Source organism: Allobosea sp. UNC402CLCol, assembly GCF_000745475.1.
In the GTDB taxonomy this organism is placed as follows: domain Bacteria; phylum Pseudomonadota; class Alphaproteobacteria; order Rhizobiales; family Beijerinckiaceae; genus Allobosea; species Allobosea spartocytisi.
Window position 1 is genome coordinate 795676 of the sequence record NZ_JQJJ01000010.1, and the last position, 22196, is coordinate 817871.

Here is a 22196-nt window from a genome sequence, read left to right on the forward strand (position 1 = left end):
GGCAGTTCGCACCCCATAATTGGAAACCTGCGGTTCGCGAACGATTCGAATCCTCAACGAAAGCGCGGAGAGCGGAACCGCTGTTGCGCCGGCCGAAATCGATGCCGCGACCAAGCGTCGGCGCGCGAGCGATTTCTGGGATCGCGTCATGGTAGCACGAGCATCGCCACCCCAAAGAAGGGCCAGAGCTCGCGCGTGGTCTTGCTGAGCGAGGGTCAGAACCAGCGGCGAACCTCGGCCTTGTAGCGGCGGTAGTCGTCGCCGAACTTCGCTTCGAGATAGCGCTCCTCGCGGGCGATCACCTGCGTCTGGATCCCGATCAGCACCAAGGGGAGCAAGGCGAAGGCGATCGGCCCGTCGAAGCCGATCGCAAGGCCGGCATAGACAAGCGCCATGCCGAGATACATGGGATTGCGGGTCCACCGATAAGGACCGGTCGTTGCGATGAGGGTCGTTGGTTGCGAAGGCGGAACGTTGGTGCCCAGCCGCCGGAACAGCCCCGCCGCCGCAAGCATCATCGCCGCGCCGGCAACGAACAGCAGCGCGCCCGTCGCGACCAGCAACCGCCAGTCGATGCCGAAAGAGCGCAGGGCGACGAACCGCTCCGCCGCCAGCCCCAACAGCAGCGCTCCCAGATAGAGGAAGGGCGGAGGGAAGCGCACACCCGCGCTGTCCGGTTCGACGGCCATGCTCATCCTCCAATCTGTGCTCTCACACCAGCATCGACTGCTGGGCGGAGATCCCCGCCATCGCGCCTTGCCATGATGCCGTGGTCACCGAGGGGATGACGGGGTTGGTGAGGTCGCCCGCAGCGTAGATGCCGGGCATGCTGGTTTCGCGGCGCTCGTCGACCTTGAGGACGATGCCAAGAGGCGTGTCGACTGTGGCGAGACCCAATGCTTCATGCAGGCTTGCGGACGGCTTGTTGCGCGGATGCGCGAACAGGATGTCGACCGCGACATCGGGGCCGGTATCGAGCTTGACGGTGGCGCCATGCTCCCCGTGATGGGCGACCTCGGTGATCCGGCCGTCGACGACAGGTGTGTTGCGACGCCCCAGATTAACCCGGATATCGGGCGGAATGTCGTGACCATCGGCGAAGACGGTCAACCTGTCGGTCCAGTCGTGGAACAGCCTGACCTGGTTCATCGACTGCGGGCCGGACCAGACGAGGCCCCAATGCTGGTCGGCGACTTCAAAGCCATCGCAATAGGGGCAAGGGATGATGGATGTGCCCCAGCTTTCGGCAAAGCCCGGAACAGCAGGCATCTGGTCGACAACGCCATAGCTCAGGATCAGGCGGCGCGCGCCAAGGCTTTCGCCGTCGCCGGTGAGGACGGAGAAATCGTCGATGGCGCCGGAGATGCTGTCGGCCCGGGCATTGACCAGTTTGATCGCGGGATAACGCGCCAGTTGCTGCCGCGCCTCGGCCAGGATGTCCAGCGGTGGCTTGTGATCGTGGCCGAGCATGCCATGCGAGCGGCCCGCGAAGCGATTGCGCGGCAGGCCGGTATCGAGAACGGTGACCTTACGGCGGGCACGGCCGAGCTGAAGGGCGGCGGCGAGGCCGGCAAAGCTGCCGCCAATGATGATGACGTCATCCATGGTGATGGGCTCCGTGTTGCGGATAGAGAGGGTTGGGCTAGGTTGGGCGGTGGCCTGGGCGCGGCTGATGCCGATGGTGGAAAGCGCGGCCAGCTTCAGCAGGGTTCGTCGTTGCATGGATCTCTCGTGTTCGGGCCGGCGATCGGCAGGCGAACGCGCTTGCATATTTCCGAAACTTAATGGTATCGTATTTCAGGAATTACGATACTGTCAAGGACTGGAATTGTCGTGACCGAAAATAGTCGAGGCCGGCGCGGCCGGCCCGCCAACGAGGCGCTTGGCCAAACGATCGTCGACACCGCGGGCGAACTTTTTGCGGAACTGGGTTTTCAAGCGACGACTTTGGACAAGGTCGCCCAGCGAGCGAAGATATCCAAGCTCAGCATCTACAGGCACTTCGAGAACAAGGAGGCGTTGTTTGGCGCGGCGTTTGCGGCCCGCTGCCATCAGTTAATACCGCAGGCCCTTTTTGAAGGCGTCGACGGTTCGGCCGAAGACCAGCTCATGGCGGTGGGATCATCGCTGCTTCGCACGCTGTTGAGCCCGGAAGTCCGCAATGTCGAAGCCATGGTCATGGCCGACGTCACGAGTCAAACGTCGTTGAGCAAGCTCCATTACGAAGCCGGTCCCGCCCATATCATCGCCCAAATCGAGACCCTGTTGCGTCAATTGCACGCGAAGGCGCTTCTGAACGTGCCCGATCCACTCCGGTCGGCCCGCTTGTTTGCCGCGCTTTTCAAAGGGGCCGATCTCCTGATGATCGCACGCTTCGATGAGGCGAGAGCAGAGGACGAAAACGAGATCGAATCCTACTGCCGGTCAGCCGTCGCCATGTTCATCGCCGCGCACGGCGGCAACGACCACACGGGCGGATAGCCTAGACGAGGCCGCGGAGAGCGTGTGGTCGTCGTCCTCGATCGAACCTGAGCAGCCAGAACGGTACCAATGACATTGTCATCTGCCGAAGCGCGCAGCGCAAAATCAGAACAAGGATATGGCATGGCACAGCAAAATGCCGATCAGATCGCCGACTGGTGTGGCCAAAACGAAGAGCGCTGGGTCCCTTATCGGACCCGGCTCGATGCCATGATGGCAGTGTTCGGCCCGGCGTGGATCGTCACCGCGCGCAATCCGGCAAGTTGACGGGGCGATGACGACGGCCGCCACGCGCCAAAACTATCCTCGAGGCTGCAACGGCCGTTGCGCCGAAGCGGCGCTATGCGGCTGGAAAGATGGCGCGCCAGGTAAGTTTTCGGCGCTGCTTCGTCCCGGATCCGCGTTCGACAAGAGCCTGCGGAAGCAGAACGGGCTGCCAACCTGATGGCGACCTCCGCGATCGGTACCGACGATTGGGACATTGCGGTGAATCCCGCAAGGATCGGAAACATCGGTGCGAGGTCGCGCGGAAAACTCGGCAGCAGCGTCACAAAGTCCGGTGTGCGCTGCTGAAGCTCATAGCGAGATGACGAGGTCTGACAGCGGCACCGCCTGGCAGGTGAGGCATTGGTGGGAATCGCCGTCGAAATCAACAAGATGCGTGAAGCTGCCCTCCAGCACCTTCACCACGCAGCTCTCGCATTGCCCGACGCGGCAGCCGCTTGGGAAAGGCAGCCCGGCAGCCAGCGCCGCATCGAGAACGGGGCCAGCCGCAGGAGACCATTCGAAAGCCTGCCCCGTGCCGACGACCGTTATGCGTCGCGGCATGAGGGAGGTTGGAACCTCGCTCGGCGCGGAAAAGGCTTCGGCAAAGATGTCGAAGCGTGGCATCCCACGCCTGACGAGTTCGGCGATCATCGTGTCGTTGAAGTCCGGCGAGCCGCAGAGATAGGCGAGCGGTCTCTGCGCCAGTACCTTCGCGATCGCTCGGAGATCCAGCCGACCTTCCTGCTGGAAGCGCCCGGTCTTTCGATCCTGCCCACGCGGTCTGGAATAGGCGGTGACGCGCTTCAGCGTCGGGATTGCGCGAGCCAGTTCGTCGAGGCGCTCGGCAAGAGGATGGTCCGCACCGCTACGGCAGCCATGCAGCAGATGGATTGCGTGGTCCGGCTGCGGGCGGAGTTGCGCGATCGTTTCGAGATATCCGACGAAGGGCGTGATGCCGATGCCGTTGGCCAGCAGGATCAGCGGGCGCGCGCTGCGGACGGGGATGGTGAAGGCGCCGGCCGGCGCCTCGAGCAGCACCTCGTCACCCGGACGAAGCGACTGGACCTGGCGCGACACCGAAAGCGATTGCTCCGGGCGAGCGCTGTTCCACCGCACGGCGACGGACAGTTCCTGAGGGGAGCGGGCATTGCCCGTCAGCGAGTAGGCTCTTGCCGGAGACTGGTCCGGGAGCCGCAGAACCACATGCTGGCCGGGTAGGAAATCGGGCAGGCCGTCGTCGTCGCAGGGGGTGAGCGACAAGGCGACGGTGGACGGACCTTCCGGCCGGGCGTCTGCGACGCGGAACCGGCGCGTGCCAAACCAGCGGCCCCGGTTCGCAGCCGACATGGCCTCGATGTCGCAGGTGACCGCGCGCAGCGGTACGGAGCCGCTGATCGGGTCTCGCTGCAGGTCGCTAAGGATGGCGTTGACGTTGACGGTGTCCTTGCCTTCGACAATTCCGCCGTCGCGACCCAGCGGCTCGCAATCCTCCCACCAGCCGAACTCGGCGACGACCGTGCGCGCGTCGAGTCTCGCATTCAGGCGAGCGCGCAGCCGGGCGGTTCCATGTCGCGTATGCACGCGGACCCAGTCTCCAGCGCTGACGCCTCGTGCCGCCGCGAGCTCCGGACTGATGTCGACCGAAGGGTCGGGCGACTTGCGGCGCAGCGAGGCGATGGCGCGGTGGGAGCTATGGACGAAGAAGCCATTCTTGGCGGTCGTCAGCACGAGCGGCAAGCCATCGCCGGAGGCCGGGCCGTCCCCCGGCTCGACGAAATCCGGCAAGGCGTCGTAGCCGTGGTCAAGCAGGCGCTGCGAGTAGAGTTCGACGCGCCGGGTTGGCGTGTCGAAACCCTGCACGCGCCCGCTCTCATCCGCGTCGGCGAATTTTTGATGCGCGAAAGGCTGAGGAACCCGCACGCCGTCCGGCCGGTCTCGTAAATCATCGACGGTGATGCCGAGTGGCGCGAGCTGATGGTTCCAGCCGGCGACGATGTTCTCGCCGAAGAAGAGGTCGCCGAAACCCATGCGCATCGCTAGGGACATGACGATCTCGTAGTCGGCGCGGCTCTCGGCGAAGCGCGGCAGCATGCTCTTGCGGAACTGGATGGTCTCTGCCGCAGCCTGCGTGATCTCGAAGCCGATGCGCAGGGCGTCGCGCTCCCAAGGCATGCTGACGGGCAGGACAAGATCGGCGCATTCGGCCGTGGGGTTCATGAACATGTCCGCATGGACATGGAATTCAAGCGCACGCAGTGCCGCGAGGTTGCGGCCGGTGTCGATCTGCGAGACGGCGAAGTTGGTCCCGAAGCTCACCAGAGCCCGGACCGGATAGGGGCGCTTCTCGATCACCGCCGAGGTGAAGTCGCGGGCGGTGATCCAGCCATGGGCCGGAGGCCCGAGCGGCAGATCGGTCAGCCCCAGCGCCTTCCCGATCTGGCCGGGCGGCAGCAGCGAGAGGTCGTTGATGGCGTTTGCCGGCGGCGGCACCGTCCAGATATTGCCGCCTTCGCGATCGCAGGAGCCAACCAGGGCGGCGAGCGTCGCGATCGCGCGTTCGGTCATGGTGGCGTTGCTGTGCTGCCCGACGCCGGTCCAAGTGTAATAGGCGAGGCGAGGCGCGCCTTCCAGAAAGCTGTAGAAGGCCATGATGTCCAATTGCCCGAGCCAGGTGAGCTCGGCGACGCGCTCAGGCGAATAGGGCTGCGCCCGCTCGGCGAGGAGCGTGAAGGCCGTGGCGGCGTTCACCTGCCGGCCATCCCGCGCGATCAGCGTAATGCGCGCTTCCAGCGTCACCGATGTCGCATCGGACAAGTTGGCGCAGGTATCGTAGGGCTCTACGCGGCCATCGGCGCGTAGGAGGAGAAAAGTGTCACTGTCGGCGCCCTCGATGACTTCGTGGGCCTTGATGAAGGCGCCGGTCCGCTCGTTGACCAGGAGAGGTGCGTTGGTCCAGTTGCGCACGAAGGTGTCGTCATAGCGGCGCGTCTCGATCAGATGCCGGATTGCGCCCATCGCGAGCGCGGCATCCGCGCCCGGGCGCATCCGCAGCCAGAGATCGGCCTGCTGTCCCGATCCGTCCGGCTTTGGATCGATGACGACGACCTTGGCGCCGCGCCGCCGCGCCTCGGCGATGCGGCTCGCCTGGGCAAGCCAAGTCCGCGCCGGATTGTGACCCCAGAGCAGAATGAGCTCGGCCTTGTCGTAGTCCGGCACGCCGAGGCCCCGGCCGAAGGTCAGCGCATGGGCATAATCCTTGTGCCAGCCACAGACCTCGATGGCATAGATCAGGTTGGGGCTGCCGAAGCAGCGCACGAACCGCTCGACCCATTCGTAGCTGTCGACCACCGGCGTGCCGCTCGGCGTGGTCATGGCGAAGGCGACGGATTCCGCGCCGCTTTCCGTACGGATCGTCAGCAGTTGCCGCGCGATCTCGTCGAGGGCCTCGTCCCAGCCGATCTCTGCCCAGCGGACCGGGGTCTCGCCCTTCGCGCTCAGCCGGCGCAGGGGGCGGTGCAGGCGCTTCGGACTATGGACCATCTCCGGCGCGGCGCGCCCCTTCGCACAAAGTGCGCCGCCGGTCGGATGATCCGGGCGCGGTTCGACGCCCACCATCCGATCGCCCTTCACGAGCGTGATCGAGCCGCAGCGCGAGCGGCACAGCGTGCAGTATCCCGGATGCCTCTCGACCATGATGCGCTCCTCCATCGACCGCGCATGCGCAGTCCAGCCGCTCTGCCGGCGGCTCATCGTGTATTTTCGAGATCGGTTGCCTTTGGCCGAGCGTTGGGGGCGCCGGTCAGAACAGCATCGCCGCTCCGGCCGGCCAGGATGCGACGACCTGTTGACCCGGCCGCAGCTCGTTCTCGCTCGGAAGCTCCGCGTTCTGGCGATGCACGACGATCGGCATTCCGGAGCTCGTCCGCACGACGACCTCCGTCAGGGAGCCGCGATAGATGACGTCCTCGACGGTCGCCGGCAGGGCGCCAAGGCCGGGGGCGGCGCTCGCGCCGAGGCCGTTATGCAGCGAAATCTGCTCCGGCCGCACGGCAAAAGCGGTGACCCCGGCCGCGCCCCGTTCGGAAGACACCGCGAAGCGTTCGCCTCCCTCGGTCAGGAAGCTGCCTCCCGCCTCGATGCTGCCTGCGAAGATGTTGGTGAGACCGATGAATTCCGCAACGAAGCGGTTGGCGGGACGCTGATAAATCTCGCGCGGCGTGCCGACCTGTTCGACCTTGCCGGCGGACATCACGACGACGCGGTCCGCGACCGCGATTGCCTCGTCCTGATCATGCGTGACGAAGATCGTTGTCAGGCCCAACCGGGATTGGAGGCGGCGGAGATCGGTCCGCACCTCATGCCGCAGCTTGGCGTCGAGCGCCGAAAGCGGCTCGTCGAGGAGCAGGACCTCCGGTTCGTAGACGATGGCGCGGGCGAGTGCGACGCGCTGCTGCTGGCCGCCGGAAAGCTGCTTCGGCAGGCGGTGGGCGAAGTGATCGAGCTTGACGAGTGCCAGCGCCTCCTGCACCCGGCGCTGGGCCTGCGTGCGGTCGATCCCGCGCATTTCCAGCCCGAACGCGACGTTCTGCGCAACCGTCATATGCGGGAAGAGCGCATAGCCCTGGAAGACGAGGCCGGCATTGCGCAGATAGGGCGGCAGATCGGTCACGTCGCGCGTGCCGAAGCGGATGCTGCCTTCGCTCGCCAACGTCAGCCCGGCGATCATGCGCAACGTGGTGGTCTTGCCGCAGCCCGACGGACCGAGGAAGGCGACGAACTCGCCTTGGCCGATATCGAGCGACACACGATCGACCGTCGTCAGATTACCGTAGCGCTTGGTGACGTTCTGTAGGGATATTTGCGACATCGGAGGCCTCTCAGAAGGCTCGCGCCAGCTTGAAATAGCGATCGGTGATGATGAGGCCGGTCGCGATCAGAGCGATCTGGACAGTGGCGACCGCGGCGATGGTCGGGTCGACGCTCCATTCCAGATAGTTCACGATGACGATCGGCAGCGTGGTCGTGCCGGGACCGACCAGGAAAAGCGACTTCTCCAGATCGACGAAGGAGACGACGAAGGAGAACAGTGCGCCCGCGACGACGCCCGGCCGGATCACCGGCCAGGTCACGCGCCGGAAGGCGGTGAACGGGCGCGCACCCATCGTCAGGGCTGCTTCGCGCAACTGCGGATCGACGCCGAGCAGCGAGGCGGTCACGAGCCTGACCGTCCATGGCAAGGCGATCAGGCTGTGCGCGATCGCGAGCCCCGTGAAGGTGGTCGCAACCTGGATACCGGTCACGATCTCGACCTCGATCAGGAACATGTAGAAGGCCGCGCCCGCCACGATCCCCGGCACGATCAGCGGCGCCAGTAGCAAGGACTGGATCGCTTCGCGTCCCGGAAAGCGTCCGCGCGCCAGCACCACCGATGCCGGGATGCCGACCGCGAGGCTGATCGCCGTCGCGAGCACACCGAGCTTCAGGCTGGTCGCGAAACCGTCGCGGAAGCGCGGCATCTCCCAGGCCATCGCGTACCAGTTTAGCGTGTAGCCGGTCGGCGGAAAGCTGATGATCTTGTTCTCGAAGAAGCTCACCCAGATGATCGCGACCAGGGGGGCGAGCACCATGACGAAGGCCAGGATGCAGCCGCCGATCATTGCCGGCCTGAACGAACGGGTCACCGACATGTCTGAAATCCGCATGGTCATAACGCCCCGTAGCGCTTCTGCAGGGTGATGCTGGACAGCAAGGTTAGGGCCAGCGTCACGCCCATGAGGATGAAGGCCAACGTCGCGGCGAAGGGCCAGTTGTAGACCTTGATCGCCTGCTCGTAGACTTTCGGGGCCATCATCTGGAAGGACGGACCGCCGATCAGCACCGGCGTCGCATAGGCGTTCACCGCCAGCACGAAGCAGAGCAGGCAACCGGAGAAGATGCCGGGCATGGCGAGCGGCAGCGTCACGCGGAAGAAGGTCGTCCAGGGGCGCGCGCCCATGGTCGCGGCCGCTTCCTCATAGGTCTCGCCGATGCCCTCGAAGACGCTCTGCAGTGAGATGATCATGAAGGGCAGCAGCACGGCGATCAGGCCGATGACGACGGCCGACCCCGTATAGAGGATGCGCACGGGCTCGGAGATGACGCCGGTGACCAGCAGTGCGGAGTTGATCAGCCCCTTATCGGCGAGCAGGACCATCCAGCCGGCGGCGCGAACCGCATTGCCCATCAGCAGCGGAATGACGGCCGCCAGGATCAGCGCGGTCTTGAGCCTCCGGTTCGACACCCGGCTGATGACATATGCGGCTGGCACGCCGAGCAGCAGGCAGATTGCCGTGCAGGCCAAGGCCACCGTGAGCGTGCGCGCCAGGATCCAGAGGTAGAAGGGGTCGCCGAAGAAGCGAACATAGTTCTCCACGCCGAAGCCAGACACCTCCGTCGCGGCCGGGTCGAAATGCGCGAAGCTGTAGCGCGCCATCAGCACCAACGGCAGGATCAACCCTGCCAGAACCAGCGCCAGGCTCGGCGCCAGCAGCCAGCCAGCATTGGATCGAGGCGTACGTCGAACGCGGCGGCCCGGCGCATGGGCCGCGCTGCCCTCGTCGATCATCGAGGCGGCGGTCAAGCCTTGAATTCCTTGTTCCACCATTCGACCCATTTCGGGTCGCTCTTGGCCGCATAGGGGTAGTCGACGAAGTTGAGCTTCGCGATCTGGTCCTGCGTGAATTCGAGGTGCTTGCGTTCCTCGGGCGGAAGCTCGGCGTTGTTAGTGACCACCGAGTACGAGGTGGCCAGCGAGATGGCGCCCATCGGCTTGGGCTGCAGCATCGCCTCGAGATAACTGTATGCCGCTTCGACATTGCGCGCCTTCTTCGGGATGCCGGCGCCGAAGGAGATGAAGATCGCGCCTTCCTTCGGATAGGCCCAGCGGATCGGCAGCCCTTCCTTTTCCCACTGTACGGCACGCGCGCTATAATTCGCCGAGATCCAGATCTCCTCGGACTGGAACGCCGCCGCGAGGGCCTGATGCGAGGGGTAGAGCCGCGGCTGCACCGCCTTCTTCATGTCCAGCAGCGCCGGGAAAGCCTTCGAGACGTCGCTCATGGTGCCGCCATGGCTCAGCGAAGCTGCGTAGATGTAGTTGAAGTGCAACTGGTCCATGACGCCGACGCGGCCGGCATATTTCGGATTCCAGAGATCGGCGAAGCTGGTCGGCGGCTCAGGAATCTTCGCCGGGTTGTAGAGCACGACGACACCGCCATAGATCGCCGGCACGAGATAGGGCAGGCGCAGCTTCTCGACGATGTTCTTGCCGCTGGGAAGACGGGACATGTCGAGCGTTTCGAGCACGCCCTGCGCGTTCATCTCATAGGCGTCGGCGTCGCTGAGCCAGGTCACGTCGATACTGCCGCGGGGCAGGCGCCGCTCCGCCAGGAGCTTCGTCTTGCGCTCCGGGACGGGAGCCAGGTCGTGGACGATGCGTAGCTGCGAGCCGCCGAAGGCCGGCGTCTCGAACCCCTTGACGATGCGGTCGTTCCAGTCGCCGCCCCAATTCGAGACGACGAGCTCGCCAGCCTGGGCCTGCGCGCCGCGCGGCAGTATCGCCGCCGCGCCCAGCATCGTACCGGCCGCAAGGAACCGACGCCGGTCGAGCCGGCGCGAGAAAGCTGTCAGGTCTGTCACGGTTGTTCCCCTGCTTGCTGGCCGGCAGTCATGCCGGTCGCGCGGGCTGCTTCGGCCCGGCAGACATATTAGGCTGCCGAGGTTTCCGTAATGTGTTGAAAATGTTTCATAAAGATTTCATGTTCGAGGAAGCTGGCCGGATTTCCAGCCGGCGCTGCCAGTCAGGGAGGCGGGCGATCAAGAAGATTCTGCTGATCGAGGACGACGACACGTTCGGCTTGCTGCTCGCCGCCTATTTTAGAACGGCCGGCTACGCGACGGACCGCGCCACTTCGGCCAAGGAAGGCCTGCGCAAGCTCGATTCCGGTAGCTGGGATGCCGCTATCGTCGATCTGACGCTGCCGGACGAGGACGGCATCGTGCTGACGCGGATGCTGCGCGCCCGCTCGTCGATCCCGATCATCGTCTCGACTGGCCGCAATGGCCGCGAGGACCGGCTCGCCGCGCTGGAGCTCGGTGCGGATGATTTCGTCACGAAGCCGTTCGAGCCGCGCGAGCTGGTGCTGCGGCTCAACAACATCCTGCGCCGCGGCGAACGGCGCGGGCGCCCGTCGGGCCCTCGCCTGCTCTGCGCGGGCGGCGAGCTGGATCTGGCTGGCCATGCGCTCGTCGCTCCTTCGGGAGAATGCCTCGATCTCGGCGCGACCGAGTTCGCGCTGTTGAGATTTCTGGCCCGCAATCCCGATCGCGTGCTCACCCGCGCCCAGATCATCGACGCCATCGCGGCAGGCGAACCGCCCGAATCTGAGCGTGCGGTTGATGTCAGGATGTCGCGGCTGCGCCGCCGCCTGAAATCGATCGGTCTCGACGCCGCCCTGCTGAAGACGGTTCACGGCGTCGGCTACAAACTGACCCTGCCGCGCCGGCCGCTCAGTCCGGCGGGGCGGTGACCTCGAGGTCCAGTGCGTAGAGCTTGATCTGTACGATCGCCTTTGCGAGCGCATCTTTCAGATCGTCGCGCTGCTCCGGCGAAAGCGACGAGGCGTTGCGCTCGTCGCGCTGTGCGCTGCGTGCCAGTTCGTCCAGCCCGAGCAGGCCGGCGACCGCGTGAACCTTGTGCAGCAGCCGTTCCAGCGCCTCGCCGTCTTCCGATGCGAGCATCTCGATGGTCTGGCCGAAGGTCACGATGCCGGTCGCGACGATCGAAGCGACGCTGTCGTGGCCAATGTCGGCCACCATGCGGTCGAGCGGCGTCCTGTCGAAGGCACGGGCGCTTTCGGCGCGCGGAAAGCGGACACGTTCGCCGGGGCCGAGCACACCATGCCCCGCGAGATCCCGGCGCACCGAGACGAGAAGCTCGCCGAGATCGTCGAGCTCGACCGGCTTCTCGATGAAGCCGGTGAAGCCTGCCGCGAGATAGGCCTTGATGTCTTCGGGCATGACGTTACCGGTCATGGCGATGATCGCGAAACCGGGGCCGCCCAGCTTTTCCGCTGCGATCCGGCGCGCGATCTCGATGCCCGATATCTCCGGCATCGAGATGTCGAGGAGCACGGCGTCGTAGCAGCCCGCGCGCAGCGCCCTCATGCCTTCCTGCCCGTCACGCGCGGTCGTGACGCTGTGTCCGAGCCGCTGCAGCAGGGCGTCCGCCACGATGAGATTGGTCTGCTCGTCATCGATGACGAGGATGTTGAGCGGCGGCCCTGGCCGGAGCCCCTGACGCGCCGCCGGCATCACACGCGGATGGCCCGGCTCGCCGGCCGCCCCGATCGGAATGGTGATCCAGGCGCGCGTTCCGCCGCGTGGCCCCGGTTCGATGCCGAGACGAGCGCCAATCGCGGCGGCCAGCTCCTCGCTGATCGAGAGCCCGAGGCCCAGGCCCTCTACGCCGGCCGTGACATGCTCCCGCTGTCGGGCATAGGGCTGGAGCACCCGGTCCGTCAGCCGTGGTGAGATGCCCGGTCCGGAATCCGTCACGGAGATATCGAGGACGTCCTGGCCACCCGAAGGCGAACGCAGCGAGCATGCCAGCGTGATCGAGCCGGAGGGTGTGTATTTGACGGCGTTGCCGAGCAGATTGAACAGGATCTGCCGCAGACGCCGCGGGTCTGTCACTATCCGATCCGGGAGCGTTGTTTCGATGCGAGAGCGCATGGCGAGACCCTTCTGCGCCGTCATGGTCCGGGCGATGTTGACCATCTCCTGCACGAACGGCTTGGTCTCGATGCTCTCGAGGCGGATATCGACTTGCCCTGACTGCACCTTGGCGATGTCCAACACGTCGTTGAGCACGTCGCGCATCGCCCGCGAGGCGCCGACGAGGCTGTCGATCAACGCCCGCTGCCGCTTCGGCAGGGCTTCGCCCGCGAGAATCTGGGCGATCCCGAGGATAACGTTGAGCGGGTTACGCAGCTCGTGCCCGACTTTGGCGATGAAGGCCGTTCGTGCCGTGGCCTCCGTCTCTGCCTTGGCGCGCGCCGCTCGCAGATCCCGCTCACGCTCCTTCAGCACGGTGATGTCTGCTCGGATGCTGGTCGTGCCGCCGAAGGCGGTCCGCCGCTCGCTGACCTGAATCCAGCGTCCGTCCGAAAGGTGTTGCTCGAAGAAGCCGATGCCGGCCTGGTGGAAGGAGATGCGCCGTTCCGCCCAAGTCTTGCTATCCTCGTCGATCTGGAAGACGCCGCGCGCGACGCTCTCATGCACGACGTCGCTGAAGCGCATGCCGGGCTTCATCATGTCGGCGACCAATGGGTACAGGCGCCGGTACTGCTCGTTGCAGATGATCATCCGATCCTGGTCGTCATACAGGACGAATGCCTCGGGCAGCGCCTCGATGCCCTCGATCAGCGCTGCTGTCAGCTCGTTGGGGCTCGCTGAGAAGGAAAGATCCCTCCACTCCACGACGCCGCTCGCTACGGCGTCACTCCTGAAGCCGGAAAGACGAACGTCCTCAAGTTCTGGGCGCTCAGGCCACGTCACGATCGTCGCGCTGAGGCCGCGACCCTCTTTAAGCGAGGCCAAGGCTTCGCTTAACGGAACCGGCTCTGCCCCAACCGTGACCAGGGGATCGCCTGCAAGAGCTCCTCTAAAGTTCGGGAATGCTGCTTCGTCGAAGCCGTCCTGCCCCGACTTCCACGCTATCCGCCCAGTGGCGGCTTCCCAGTGCCAAAAAATGTGCACCTACAGGGCCCCGTGACTCTGCCTCGACGTGGCCAATGCCACCTGATCATCACGCTCGGATTTCAGGCGCGCGTCAACGCAGCGCGGCGCGGTCGCCGGGCGCGACTTGTCGCGGGGACCGATAAAGTCAATTCAGTTGTCGGGCCGAGGACACGCCGCGCTTGTGGCGGACATCCGCCTTCGCCGCTCCGGCATCCTGCTCATTCAGCATGCTGATGAGTTGCTCTTCCGTGAACCGCAAGGAGCAATCGTCCGTCGCCTTGACCAACGGGACTCCATTCAGGAAAACGGCTCTTCGGTCACTGCACCGCCGATCCAGAATTGGTCTTGGATCGGCGGAGGCCCTGATTTACGGGCGAAGATACTCAAACACGGGTTTCGATTATCCGAGTGCCCAGGCGCCGCTGTTCTATGCCCGAAGCTTAGCCCCCTCGCGGCGCTCCATAGGCAGAGGCGCAGCGTCTCATCTGCGCCCTGCCAAGGTGAGTTAGGTTCAGCTCAAGTCAGCCGGGAAGTCGCTGCGGAATCGAGCGACAGTACGCGGGATCTCAATGAGCATGTTTTCAGCTCTGATTTGGCATAAATTTGCATGCGAAACGCGGGATGCCCCCCTTCCGAGGATCGCCCTGCAGATCGCATAGCGGTTCAAGCGGAAACCAGAGCGAATCCTGACACCGTTTCGGCGATCTCCTCGACAAGATGGCGCAGTTCGATACAGAACTCCCGTGAGGCGGCGGTCGGCTGAGCGCCCGCAGCCAGGACGAGCCGTCCGACAATGCGCTCTTCAGGGCGCAAGGGAACAAATTTGAGAGCGTGGCTTGTCGGGCTGTAGAGAATACTCAGCCTGTCCAGCAAGGCGATGCCTGCCTGTGCCTCGACCAAGGCACGGGCAACGCTCGACTGGGTAACCTCCGCCGCAGGTCGCAACAGGCGATCCTGCTCGGCGAAGAGGATGGTGATCTGGGAAGTCCAGCGCAACGGCTCGCATGGGGCGATGCGCCCCGGTTCCCTTGAACAGCCTTGGAGTCAAAAGCTTCGAAGCTGACGGACGACTAATTGATCATTTGATTGTCGATCGACTGCCTGAGTTTGCGCACGTCGCGGACGGGCGGAGCCCCGAACTGCCGCAGATATTCGCGGCTGAACTGAGAGGCGCTTTCATAGCCGACCGCATAGGCGACGTCGGATGCACTTCGGTCGCCGGCGAGCAGCAACTGGCGCGCTTCCTGAAGGCGTAGCTGCTTCTGATATTGGATCGGGCTCAATCCAGTCAGCGCAACGAAGTGGCGATGCAGGCTCGCGCGGCTCATGCCAGCGGCTTCGCACAGCGCCTCGATCCGCAGCCGCCTATTGCCGTGGTCGCGAATCCATTCGACCGCGCGGCGGATACCGCCGATCGCGCCTTCTGGGCGGGCGATGTGACGCAACAGTCGCCCCTGCGGGCCCTGCAAGAGACGATAGAGCAATTCGCGCTCGGCCATCGGCGCGAGCGCCGGGATGTCCGCAGGCGTGTCGAGCAACGCCAGCAGCCGCAGCAGCGTGTCGCGCAGCAGAGGCGTCATCGGGTTGATCGCGATGCCGCTGCCTGGTGTGTCCGCATCGCGCACCGCCGGCATCGTCGATGCGACCTCGGCGAGAAGCGCCGGATCGAGGACCAGCGAAACCGACACATATGGACTGCCGTCGTCGGCGTCGTGAATCTGCCCGCTCAAGGGTAGATCGAGTGCGCTGACCAGATATTGAGACGCGTCGTAGCGCAGCAGCTCGTCGTGGATGGCCACCTCTTTCGATCCCTGCAGAATGAAGCAGATCATCGAACGGTAGAGACATGGCGACGTGCCCGAGGTCGCCTGTCCCACGCCGATTTCCATGCGCGGGATCGGCGTCACGGTCATTCCGGTCCGCCCGTGGCGGAGCGCGAGATCGCAAAGGGGCTTCAGGCTGTCGGTCATGCCAATGAATATGACATCAATCCTCACCTCCGCAAAGATCCTGAGACAATCAGGCAAGAAATTGAGAGCATCAGGCGGGGCGTCGGGCACAGCAAATCGCCTATCTCACTCCCAGCGAATGCGACGCCTCAGCGGCGTGCCGTCCAGAAAATCAAAATCACAAGGAACGTAGCCATGCCTCAGAAGATCGCACTCATTACCGGCGCCAGCCGCGGCCTCGGTCGCAGCATGGCGCTGCGCCTCGCCCGTCGCGGCGTCGGCATCGTCGGCACCTATCGCCAGGGCGCGGCGGAAGCCGATGCGCTGGTAAGCGAGATCGAGGCGCTGGGCGGCACGGCGGCGATGCTCGCGCTCGACGTCACCAAGGTGGCGAGCTTTCCGGCCTTCGCCGCATCCTTCGCCGAGACGCTCCGGAGCCGCTTCGGCAGCGACCGGTTCGACTATCTGGTCAACAACGCCGGTGCCGTCGTCCACGTGCAGGTCGCTGACGCGAGCGAGGAACAGTTCGATGCGATGGTCGACATGCACCTGCGCGGACCGGTGTTCCTGACGCAGGCATTGCTACCGATTCTCGCCGATGGCGGACGCATCCTCAACGTTTCGACGGGCTTCACGCGCACGTCGATGGCCAGCTTCGGCCTCTATGCCGCAGCCAAGGCGGGGCTCGAGACGCTGACCCGGTTCATGGCGCTGGAGCTCGGCGCGCGGCAGATCCGCGTCAACGCCATCGCGCCCGGCGCCATCGCCACCGATTTCGGCGGTGGTAGGGTCCGCGATGACGAACAGGCTCATGCCTTCGTCGCGAGCAAGATCGCGCTAGGCCGCGTCGGTCAGCCCGACGACATCGGCGGCGCAGTCGCAGCCATCCTGTCCGACGACATGGGTTGGGCCAACGGTACGACCTTCGATGTCTCTGGTGGTCAGTCGCTCTGATGCTGCATCCGGCTCCATCGGAGAAACCGTCATGACCGAGCAAGGCCTCACTCTCATCAGCCATCCGCTGTGCCCATTCGTCCAGCGCGCCGCGATCGTCCTCCTCGAAAAGGGGGTGGCATTCGACCGGATCAACGTCGATCTGTCGGCAAAGCCCGACTGGTTTCTGGCCCTGTCGCCGACCGGCAAGGTGCCGGTGCTGAAGGTGCGCCAGCCGGACGGTGCGGATGCGATCCTCTTCGAAAGCGTGGTCATCTGCGAATATCTGAACGAGACGCACGGTGGCGCGGCGATGTACCCCGACAATGCATTGTTGCGTGCACGGCATCGCGCCTGGATCGAATTCGCCACCCAGACCTTTGCGGAGGGCTGGCAGTTCCTTCACGCCAAGGACATGGCGACCGCCGACGCCAGGCGGGCCGCCTTCCGTGATCGGCTGAGCAAGATCGACGCGGAACTGGGCGACGGCCCGTATTTCGCCGGGCCGGACTTTGGTCTGGTCGATGCGGTCTACGCACCGCTGTTCCGCTATTTCGGGATCATCGATCCGGAAGTGGCGGACCCGATCTTTGCCGGCCTGCCACGGGTGACGGCGTGGCGCGCGGCGCTCGCCGAGCGCCCCAGCGTCAAGAATGCCGTGATCGACACCTATCCCGACCTGTTTCGCGACCACCTGCGCCAGCAAGGCGCGATGATCGCCGCCTGACCCTAACTACCATCCCAGGAGTTATACCATGACCGACCCATCCAAGAGCGCGCTGATCCTGATCGAATATGTCAACGACTGGCTCTCTCCAACCGGCGGCATTTATCCGGCGTTTCAGGATCGCGAGCAGGTCGACAGATGAAGGCCGCGGCTTACGGTTCCAGCTCGGAATCCCAGTAGAGATAGTCGAGCCAGCTCTCATGCAGGTAGTTCGGCGGGAAGAGCTTGCCGTTGCGATGGAGGTCGTTGACCGTCGGCGCATAGGGCTTCTGGGCCGGGAACATCTCGACATAGGCCGGCATCTTGTCGCCCTTGCGCAGGTTGCAGGGCGAGCAGGCCGCGACGACGTTCTCCCAGGTGGTGAGCCCGCCCTTCGAGCGCGGCACGACATGGTCGAAGGTCAGCTCGTCGCGCGTGCCGCAATATTGGCAGGCGAAGCGGTCACGCAGGAAGACGTTGAAGCGGGTGAAGGCCGGCGTCCGCGATGGCTTGATGTAGCTCTTCAGCGAGACGACCGAGGGCAGCCGCATGTCGAAGCTCGGACTGCGGACCACCGTATCGTATTCCGAGACGATGTTGACGCGGTCCATGAAGACCGCCTTGATCGCGTCCTGCCAGCTCCAGAGAGATAGCGGATAGTAGCTCAGTGGCCGAAAATCGGCATTGAGGACGAGAGCCGGACAGCCGTCCGGCGACGCCATCGGATGCATCACATGCGCCGTCAAACCCGTCGCACCTCCGCTTCGTCAGCGGGACGAATCCCGCCTGACGATCAATGTAAGCGCGAGACGACAGGAATGTGAAGGAACTTGTTGCGGGTGCGACATGCCTGCGCGTGACCGAGAGGCATTTCCCCTCGCCATGGCGGGCAGGGAAACCCGCCATCTTCGCGGCGCAGGAGGTTCCGCAAGGCTCGCTCAGCGGGTCGGTACGGGTTTCTCGCCGCGATAATCGTAGAATCCGCGCTTGGTCTTGCGGCCGAGCCAGCCGGCCTCGACATATTTCACCAGCAGCGGGCAGGGGCGATATTTCGAGTCGGCGAGACCGTCATGCAGCACCTGCATCACCGACAGACAGGTGTCGAGGCCGATAAAGTCGGCGAGCTGGAGCGGACCCATCGGATGGTTGGCGCCGAGCCGCATGGCGACGTCGATCGCCTCGACCGAGCCGACGCCCTCATAGAGCGTGTAGACGGCTTCGTTGATCATCGGCAGCAGGATACGGTTGACGATGAAGGCCGGGAAATCCTCCGACACCGAAGCCGTCTTGTGCAGCTTGCCGACGAAGTCCTTGGCGAGCTCGAAAGTGCCGTCATCGGTGGCGATGCCGCGAATCAGCTCGACGAGCTGCATCAGCGGCACCGGGTTCATGAAATGAATGCCGATGAAGTGCTCGGGCCGGTCGGTCGCGGCCGCGAGCCGGGTGATCGAGATCGAGGAGGTGTTGGAGGCCAGGATCGCCTTCGGCCGCAAATGCGGACAGACGGCGGTGAAGATCTTGCGCTTGACCTCCTCGTTCTCGGTCGCGGCCTCGATGACGAGGTCGCACTCGCCGAGATTCTCCAGCCCCGGGGCCGCCTCGATCCGGCCGATGGCCGCGCGGCGCTCGTCCTCGGCAAGCGCGCCTTTCATCACCTGACGCGCCATGTTGCCGTCGATCGTCGCCAGCGCCGCATTGATGCGCTCCTCGGCGAGGTCGTGCAGCTTCACGTCGAACCCGGCCACCGCCGCCACATGGGCGATGCCGTTGCCCATCTGGCCCGCCCCGATGATGCCGATCTTCCTGATCGCCTGGTCCGACATGATCCGATCCCGATATCTTTCCCGCTCTCCGAGGGAGCGAACGGGCCGCCCATGGGGGCGGCCCGGCACGTTCAGTCTAAGTCTTACTTGCCGGCCTTGCCGAGCTCGGCGTCGAGCTCCGGCAGGACGGTGAAGAGGTCGCCGACGAGGCCGTAATCGGCGATCTGGAAGATCGGCGCCTCCTCGTCCTTGTTGATGGCGACGATGACCTTGCTATCCTTCATGCCGGCCAGATGCTGGATCGCGCCGGAAATGCCGACCGCGATGTAGAGCTCGGGCGCGACCACCTTGCCGGTCTGGCCGACCTGCCAGTCGTTGGGGGCGTAGCCGGCATCGACCGCGGCGCGCGAGGCGCCCATCGCGGCGCCGAGCTTGTCGGCGACGGGCTCGATCACCTTGGTGAAATTCTCGGCCGAAGCCAGCGCCCGCCCGCCCGAGATGATGATCTTGGCCGAGGCCAGCTCCGGACGGTCGGACTTGGCGACCTCCTCGCCCTTGAAGGACGAGTTGCCGGGGTTCTCGGCGGCCGAGACGCTCTCGACCGCAGCCGAGCCGCCTTCTCCGGCCGCCTGGAAGGAGGCGGTGCGGATCGTGAGCAGCTTCTTCGCGTCGGCGGATTGCACCGTCTGGATGGCGTTGCCGGCATAGACCGGGCGCTCGAAGGTGTCGGGCGAGACGACCTTGGTGACGTCCGAGACCTGCATCACGTCGAGCAGGGCGGCGACGCGCGGCAGCACGTTCTTGCCGGTGGTGGTGGAGGGGGCGACGATGGCGTCGTAGGCGCCTGCCAGCTTGACGATCAGCGCGGCCAGCGGCTCGGCCAGCGCGTGGCCGTAAGCCGCGTCGTCGGCGAGCAGCACCTTCTCGACGCCGGCGAGCTTCGCAGCCGCCTCGGCCGCGGCCTTGGCGCCCTCACCGGCGACGAGGATATGGACGGGTGCGCCGAGCTGGGCGGCGGCGGTCAGCGCCTTGGCGGTGGCGTCCTTGACGGAAACGTTGTCGTGTTCGGCGATCAGCAGCGTGGTCATCAGATCACCCCGGCGGTCTTGAGCTTGGAGACGAGTTCGGCGGCGTTGGCCACCTTGATGCCGGCGGAGCGGCCGGCCGGCTCCTCCGTCTTCAGCACCTTCAGGCGCGGCGAAACATCGACGCCAAGCGTCTCGGCCGAGGTCTCGTCGAGCGGCTTCTTCTTCGCCTTCATGATGTTGGGCAGCGAGGCGTAGCGCGGCTCGTTCAGGCGCAGATCCGTGGTGACGATCGCCGGCAGCTTGAGCTGGACCGTCTGCAGGCCGCCATCGACCTCGCGGGTGACGTCGACCGAGCCGTCGCCGACCACGACCTTCGAGGCGAAGGTGCCCTGCGGCCAGCCGAGCAGCGCGGCGAGCATCTGGCCGGTCTGGTTGGCGTCGTCGTCGATCGCCTGCTTGCCGAGGATGACGAGGCCGGGGGCCTCCTGCTCGACGACCTTCTTCAGAAGCTTGGCCACCGCCAGCGGCTCGACCAGCCCATCGACCTTCACGAGGATGCCGCGATCGGCGCCCATGGCGAGGCCCGTGCGGATCGTCTCGGCGGCTTGAGCCGGGCCGATCGAGACCACGACCACCTCGGTCGCCTTGCCGGCTTCCTTCAGGCGCAGCGCCTCTTCGACGGCGATCTCGTCGAACGGGTTCATCGACATCTTGACGTTCGCAAGCTCGACGCCAGACCCATCCGCCTTCACGCGGATCTTCACGTTGTAATCAACAACCCGCTTCACGGGCACTAAGATCTTCATCGTCAGATCACCGTTCAGAAGAAATGCGCCTTGCGCCGCGCCGCCGGAGAGAGCGGGATGGCGGCATCGCGGCCTTCGGCTGGAATGCGGTCGGACCGTAGCGATGGGCATTTGCGCTTGTCAACGCCGTCAGCCGGCGCAATCCGGGCGGAATCGAAGCCGGGACGGGCAGTGTCATGGCTGCGCGGCCCGACGCCCGAACAGGGTGACGCCGCGGCGGATGAACAGGGGCGTCAGCGCCGCTCCGGTGGCGAGCCCGCCGAGATGGGCCCACCAGCCGATATTGCCTTGCGGATCGAACCAGGCCGAGGCGGCCTGGAAGACGATCCAGCCACCGAGCGTATAGACGGCCGGGACGTGGACCGGGATCCATTTGAAGGCGAGACCCCAGATCCGAACGCGCGGGTAGAGCATCAGATAGGCGGCGATGACGCCCGAGATCGCGCCGGATGCCCCGACCAGCGGCTGCTCCGAATCCGGATAGACCAGCGCGTGCGCGAGCGAGCCGCCGAGCCCGCACAGGAAGAAGAAGGCGAGGAAGCGGGCATGGCCCATCGCGTCCTCGACATTGTCGCCGAAGACCCAGAGGAACAGCATGTTGCCGATGAGATGCGCGAAGCTGGCGTGGAGCAGGATGTTGCTGAAGGGGGTCAGCCAGGCGGGCGCGTGAACCAGCCCTTCCGGCAGCACGGCCGTGCCGAACAGCACCGAGGGAATCATCCCGAAGCCGGCCATCATGGCGATGTCGCTCTCCTGATGCGGCCAGTACCGGAGCGCGATCTGGATCACCGTGCAGGCCGCGACCAGCCCGTAGGTGATGAAGGCTGAGCGGGTGAAGCGCAGCGGCACGCCATCATAGATCGGTACGAACATGGCCGGCTCAGCGATTCTGTCCGGGAACCCAGAGAACGTCGCCGCCGGCCTTCGCATTGAGGAAGCGGGATGCAACGAACAGGAAATCCGAGAGCCGGTTGATGTATTTGAGGGCCGGGCCCGAGACCGCCTCGCCCTCGATGGCGGCGAGCTCCGCCATCAGGCGTTCGGCCCGGCGGCTGACGGTGCGGGCGAGATGCAGATGCGTTGCCGCAGGCGTGCCGCCCGGCAGCACGAAGGAGCGCAGCGGCGCCAGCGTCCCGTTGAGCCGGTCGATCTCGTTTTCGAGCCGGTCGACCTGGGACTGGACGATGCGCAGCGGCTCGAAGGCGAGGGGCTTGTCGGTCTCCGGCGTCGAGAGATCCGCGCCGAGATCGAAGAGGTCGTTGCTGATGCGGCCGAGCATCGCGTCGACCTCGGCATCCTCGGCTGCGGCATGAAGCCGCGCCAGGCCGATGCAGGCATTGGTCTCGTCGACGGTGCCGTAGGCCGCGACCCGCAGGTCGAATTTCGGGCGGCGCGGGCCGGATGTCAGGCCGGTGGTGCCGTCGTCGCCGGTGCGGGTGTAGATGCGGTTGAGCTTGACCATGCACCGCTTATAGCGCGGCGCG

At 65.3% G+C, this 22196-nt stretch carries 21 protein-coding genes and 3 pseudogenes; 7 read left to right on the plus strand and 17 right to left on the minus strand.

The window, feature by feature from the left end:
• Positions 1 to 215: 215 nt before the first annotated feature.
• Together GY40_RS15620 and GY40_RS15625 are read right to left on the minus strand one after the other, a co-directional pair.
• Positions 216 to 689 carry a methyltransferase family protein gene (locus GY40_RS15620; protein WP_038363683.1) on the minus strand — a complete coding sequence of 158 codons (474 nt, stop codon included), beginning with the start codon at positions 687 to 689 and terminating at the stop codon, positions 216 to 218.
• A 22-nt stretch (positions 690 to 711) separates the two neighbouring features.
• Positions 712 to 1605, minus strand: a complete 894-nt coding sequence (locus GY40_RS15625; protein WP_038363686.1) for an NAD(P)/FAD-dependent oxidoreductase — start codon at positions 1603 to 1605, stop codon at positions 712 to 714.
• Between the two features lie 228 nt (positions 1606 to 1833).
• Between GY40_RS15625 and GY40_RS15630 the strand changes: the two genes are divergently transcribed.
• The 3 genes and pseudogenes from GY40_RS15630 to GY40_RS28285 all read left to right on the plus strand — a co-directional run.
• On the plus strand, positions 1834 to 2481 hold the full coding sequence (locus tag GY40_RS15630; protein ID WP_038363689.1) for a TetR/AcrR family transcriptional regulator: 648 nt from the start codon (positions 1834 to 1836) through the stop codon (positions 2479 to 2481).
• Positions 2482 to 2604: 123 nt separating this feature from the next.
• Positions 2605 to 2721: pseudogene (locus GY40_RS27610) on the plus strand (SAM-dependent methyltransferase); the annotation flags it as partial.
• Positions 2722 to 2774: 53 nt separating this feature from the next.
• Positions 2775 to 2926, plus strand: a pseudogene (locus GY40_RS28285) (short-chain dehydrogenase/reductase); the annotation flags it as partial.
• Positions 2927 to 3057: 131 nt separating this feature from the next.
• Here GY40_RS28285 and GY40_RS15635 read toward each other — a convergent pair.
• The 5 genes from GY40_RS15635 to GY40_RS15655 form a co-directional block, all read right to left on the minus strand.
• Complete coding sequence (locus tag GY40_RS15635) at positions 3058 to 6441, minus strand: molybdopterin-dependent oxidoreductase (RefSeq protein ID WP_038364393.1); 3384 nt, start codon at positions 6439 to 6441, stop codon at positions 3058 to 3060.
• A gap of 106 nt (positions 6442 to 6547) precedes the next feature.
• Entirely contained in the window at positions 6548 to 7615 is a 1068-nt protein-coding gene (locus GY40_RS15640) for an ABC transporter ATP-binding protein (RefSeq protein WP_038363692.1), read from the minus strand.
• 10 nt (positions 7616 to 7625) lie between these two features.
• The gene (locus GY40_RS15645; RefSeq protein WP_038363695.1) at positions 7626 to 8435 is read right to left on the minus strand and encodes an ABC transporter permease; all 810 of its coding nucleotides are present in this window, start codon (positions 8433 to 8435) and stop codon (positions 7626 to 7628) included.
• Positions 8436 to 8452: 17 nt separating this feature from the next.
• Entirely contained in the window at positions 8453 to 9367 is a 915-nt protein-coding gene (locus GY40_RS15650) for an ABC transporter permease (protein WP_038363697.1), read from the minus strand.
• On the minus strand, positions 9364 to 10425 hold the full coding sequence (locus GY40_RS15655; protein ID WP_051988115.1) for an ABC transporter substrate-binding protein: 1062 nt from the start codon (positions 10423 to 10425) through the stop codon (positions 9364 to 9366). The genes GY40_RS15650 and GY40_RS15655 overlap by 4 nt, the downstream gene beginning before the upstream one ends.
• A gap of 119 nt (positions 10426 to 10544) precedes the next feature.
• Between GY40_RS15655 and GY40_RS15660 the strand changes: the two genes are divergently transcribed.
• The gene (locus GY40_RS15660; RefSeq protein ID WP_051988117.1) at positions 10545 to 11315 is read left to right on the plus strand and encodes a response regulator transcription factor; all 771 of its coding nucleotides are present in this window, start codon (positions 10545 to 10547) and stop codon (positions 11313 to 11315) included.
• Here GY40_RS15660 and GY40_RS15665 read toward each other — a convergent pair.
• The 4 genes from GY40_RS15665 to GY40_RS15675 all read right to left on the minus strand — a co-directional run bounded on the left by GY40_RS15665 (position 11296) and on the right by GY40_RS15675 (position 15497).
• Complete coding sequence (locus GY40_RS15665) at positions 11296 to 13266, minus strand: response regulator (RefSeq protein WP_038363700.1); 1971 nt, start codon at positions 13264 to 13266, stop codon at positions 11296 to 11298. The genes GY40_RS15660 and GY40_RS15665 overlap by 20 nt on opposite strands.
• A gap of 406 nt (positions 13267 to 13672) precedes the next feature.
• Positions 13673 to 13813, minus strand: a complete 141-nt coding sequence (locus tag GY40_RS27620; RefSeq protein ID WP_156115967.1) for a hypothetical protein — start codon at positions 13811 to 13813, stop codon at positions 13673 to 13675.
• A gap of 377 nt (positions 13814 to 14190) precedes the next feature.
• Positions 14191 to 14523, minus strand: a complete 333-nt coding sequence (locus GY40_RS15670) for a type 2 periplasmic-binding domain-containing protein (protein ID WP_038363703.1) — start codon at positions 14521 to 14523, stop codon at positions 14191 to 14193.
• Between the two features lie 74 nt (positions 14524 to 14597).
• Positions 14598 to 15497, minus strand: a complete 900-nt coding sequence (locus GY40_RS15675) for an AraC family transcriptional regulator (RefSeq protein WP_038363706.1) — start codon at positions 15495 to 15497, stop codon at positions 14598 to 14600.
• 174 nt (positions 15498 to 15671) lie between these two features.
• Here GY40_RS15675 and GY40_RS15680 point away from each other — a divergent pair, with 174 nt between their 5' ends.
• The 3 genes and pseudogenes from GY40_RS15680 to GY40_RS27125 all read left to right on the plus strand — a co-directional run.
• Positions 15672 to 16430: an SDR family NAD(P)-dependent oxidoreductase gene (locus tag GY40_RS15680; protein ID WP_038363709.1), complete on the plus strand. Its 759-nt coding sequence runs from the start codon at positions 15672 to 15674 to the stop codon at positions 16428 to 16430.
• Between the two features lie 31 nt (positions 16431 to 16461).
• A complete protein-coding gene (locus tag GY40_RS15685) occupies positions 16462 to 17136 on the plus strand; it encodes a glutathione S-transferase family protein (protein ID WP_038363712.1) in 675 nt (224 codons plus the stop codon).
• 28 nt (positions 17137 to 17164) lie between these two features.
• Positions 17165 to 17272 (plus strand): annotated as a pseudogene (locus GY40_RS27125) (amidase); the annotation flags it as partial.
• Positions 17273 to 17288: 16 nt separating this feature from the next.
• Here the strand turns inward: GY40_RS27125 and GY40_RS15690 are convergent.
• From GY40_RS15690 to GY40_RS15715, 6 genes are all read right to left on the minus strand, one after another.
• Positions 17289 to 17846 carry an HNH endonuclease gene (locus GY40_RS15690; protein ID WP_038364399.1) on the minus strand — a complete coding sequence of 186 codons (558 nt, stop codon included), beginning with the start codon at positions 17844 to 17846 and terminating at the stop codon, positions 17289 to 17291.
• A gap of 207 nt (positions 17847 to 18053) precedes the next feature.
• Positions 18054 to 18938 carry a 3-hydroxybutyryl-CoA dehydrogenase gene (locus GY40_RS15695; protein ID WP_038363715.1) on the minus strand — a complete coding sequence of 295 codons (885 nt, stop codon included), beginning with the start codon at positions 18936 to 18938 and terminating at the stop codon, positions 18054 to 18056.
• Between the two features lie 83 nt (positions 18939 to 19021).
• Positions 19022 to 19966: an electron transfer flavoprotein subunit alpha/FixB family protein gene (locus GY40_RS15700; protein WP_038363718.1), complete on the minus strand. Its 945-nt coding sequence runs from the start codon at positions 19964 to 19966 to the stop codon at positions 19022 to 19024.
• Positions 19966 to 20712, minus strand: a complete 747-nt coding sequence (locus GY40_RS15705; protein ID WP_038363721.1) for an electron transfer flavoprotein subunit beta/FixA family protein — start codon at positions 20710 to 20712, stop codon at positions 19966 to 19968. The genes GY40_RS15700 and GY40_RS15705 overlap by 1 nt, the downstream gene beginning before the upstream one ends.
• A 174-nt stretch (positions 20713 to 20886) precedes the next feature.
• Positions 20887 to 21585, minus strand: a complete 699-nt coding sequence (locus tag GY40_RS15710; protein WP_038363723.1) for a rhomboid family intramembrane serine protease — start codon at positions 21583 to 21585, stop codon at positions 20887 to 20889.
• Between the two features lie 7 nt (positions 21586 to 21592).
• Positions 21593 to 22174 carry a cob(I)yrinic acid a,c-diamide adenosyltransferase gene (locus GY40_RS15715; RefSeq protein WP_038363725.1) on the minus strand — a complete coding sequence of 194 codons (582 nt, stop codon included), beginning with the start codon at positions 22172 to 22174 and terminating at the stop codon, positions 21593 to 21595.
• Positions 22175 to 22196: the final 22 nt, after the last annotated feature.

Excerpts from the sequence above, each read along its gene's own strand:
- GY40_RS15620 (WP_038363683.1), bottom strand. The coding sequence starts at position 689 with ATGGCCGTCGAACCGGACAGCGCGGGTGTGCGCTTCCCTCCGCCCTTC.
- GY40_RS15625 (WP_038363686.1), bottom strand. The coding sequence starts at position 1,605 with ATGGATGACGTCATCATCATTGGCGGCAGCTTTGCCGGCCTCGCCGCC.
- GY40_RS15635 (WP_038364393.1), bottom strand. The coding sequence starts at position 6,441 with ATGGTCGAGAGGCATCCGGGATACTGCACGCTGTGCCGCTCGCGCTGC.
- GY40_RS15640 (WP_038363692.1), bottom strand. The coding sequence starts at position 7,615 with ATGTCGCAAATATCCCTACAGAACGTCACCAAGCGCTACGGTAATCTG.
- GY40_RS15645 (WP_038363695.1), bottom strand. The coding sequence starts at position 8,435 with ATGTCGGTGACCCGTTCGTTCAGGCCGGCAATGATCGGCGGCTGCATC.
- GY40_RS15660 (WP_051988117.1), top strand. The coding sequence starts at position 10,545 with ATGTTCGAGGAAGCTGGCCGGATTTCCAGCCGGCGCTGCCAGTCAGGG.
- GY40_RS15675 (WP_038363706.1), bottom strand. The coding sequence starts at position 15,497 with ATGACCGACAGCCTGAAGCCCCTTTGCGATCTCGCGCTCCGCCACGGG.
- GY40_RS15680 (WP_038363709.1), top strand. The coding sequence starts at position 15,672 with ATGCCTCAGAAGATCGCACTCATTACCGGCGCCAGCCGCGGCCTCGGT.
- GY40_RS15685 (WP_038363712.1), top strand. The coding sequence starts at position 16,462 with ATGACCGAGCAAGGCCTCACTCTCATCAGCCATCCGCTGTGCCCATTC.
- GY40_RS15690 (WP_038364399.1), bottom strand. The coding sequence starts at position 17,846 with ATGCATCCGATGGCGTCGCCGGACGGCTGTCCGGCTCTCGTCCTCAAT.
- GY40_RS15695 (WP_038363715.1), bottom strand. The coding sequence starts at position 18,938 with ATGTCGGACCAGGCGATCAGGAAGATCGGCATCATCGGGGCGGGCCAG.
- GY40_RS15700 (WP_038363718.1), bottom strand. The coding sequence starts at position 19,966 with ATGACCACGCTGCTGATCGCCGAACACGACAACGTTTCCGTCAAGGAC.
- GY40_RS15705 (WP_038363721.1), bottom strand. The coding sequence starts at position 20,712 with ATGAAGATCTTAGTGCCCGTGAAGCGGGTTGTTGATTACAACGTGAAG.
- GY40_RS15710 (WP_038363723.1), bottom strand. The coding sequence starts at position 21,585 with ATGTTCGTACCGATCTATGATGGCGTGCCGCTGCGCTTCACCCGCTCA.
- GY40_RS15715 (WP_038363725.1), bottom strand. The coding sequence starts at position 22,174 with ATGGTCAAGCTCAACCGCATCTACACCCGCACCGGCGACGACGGCACC.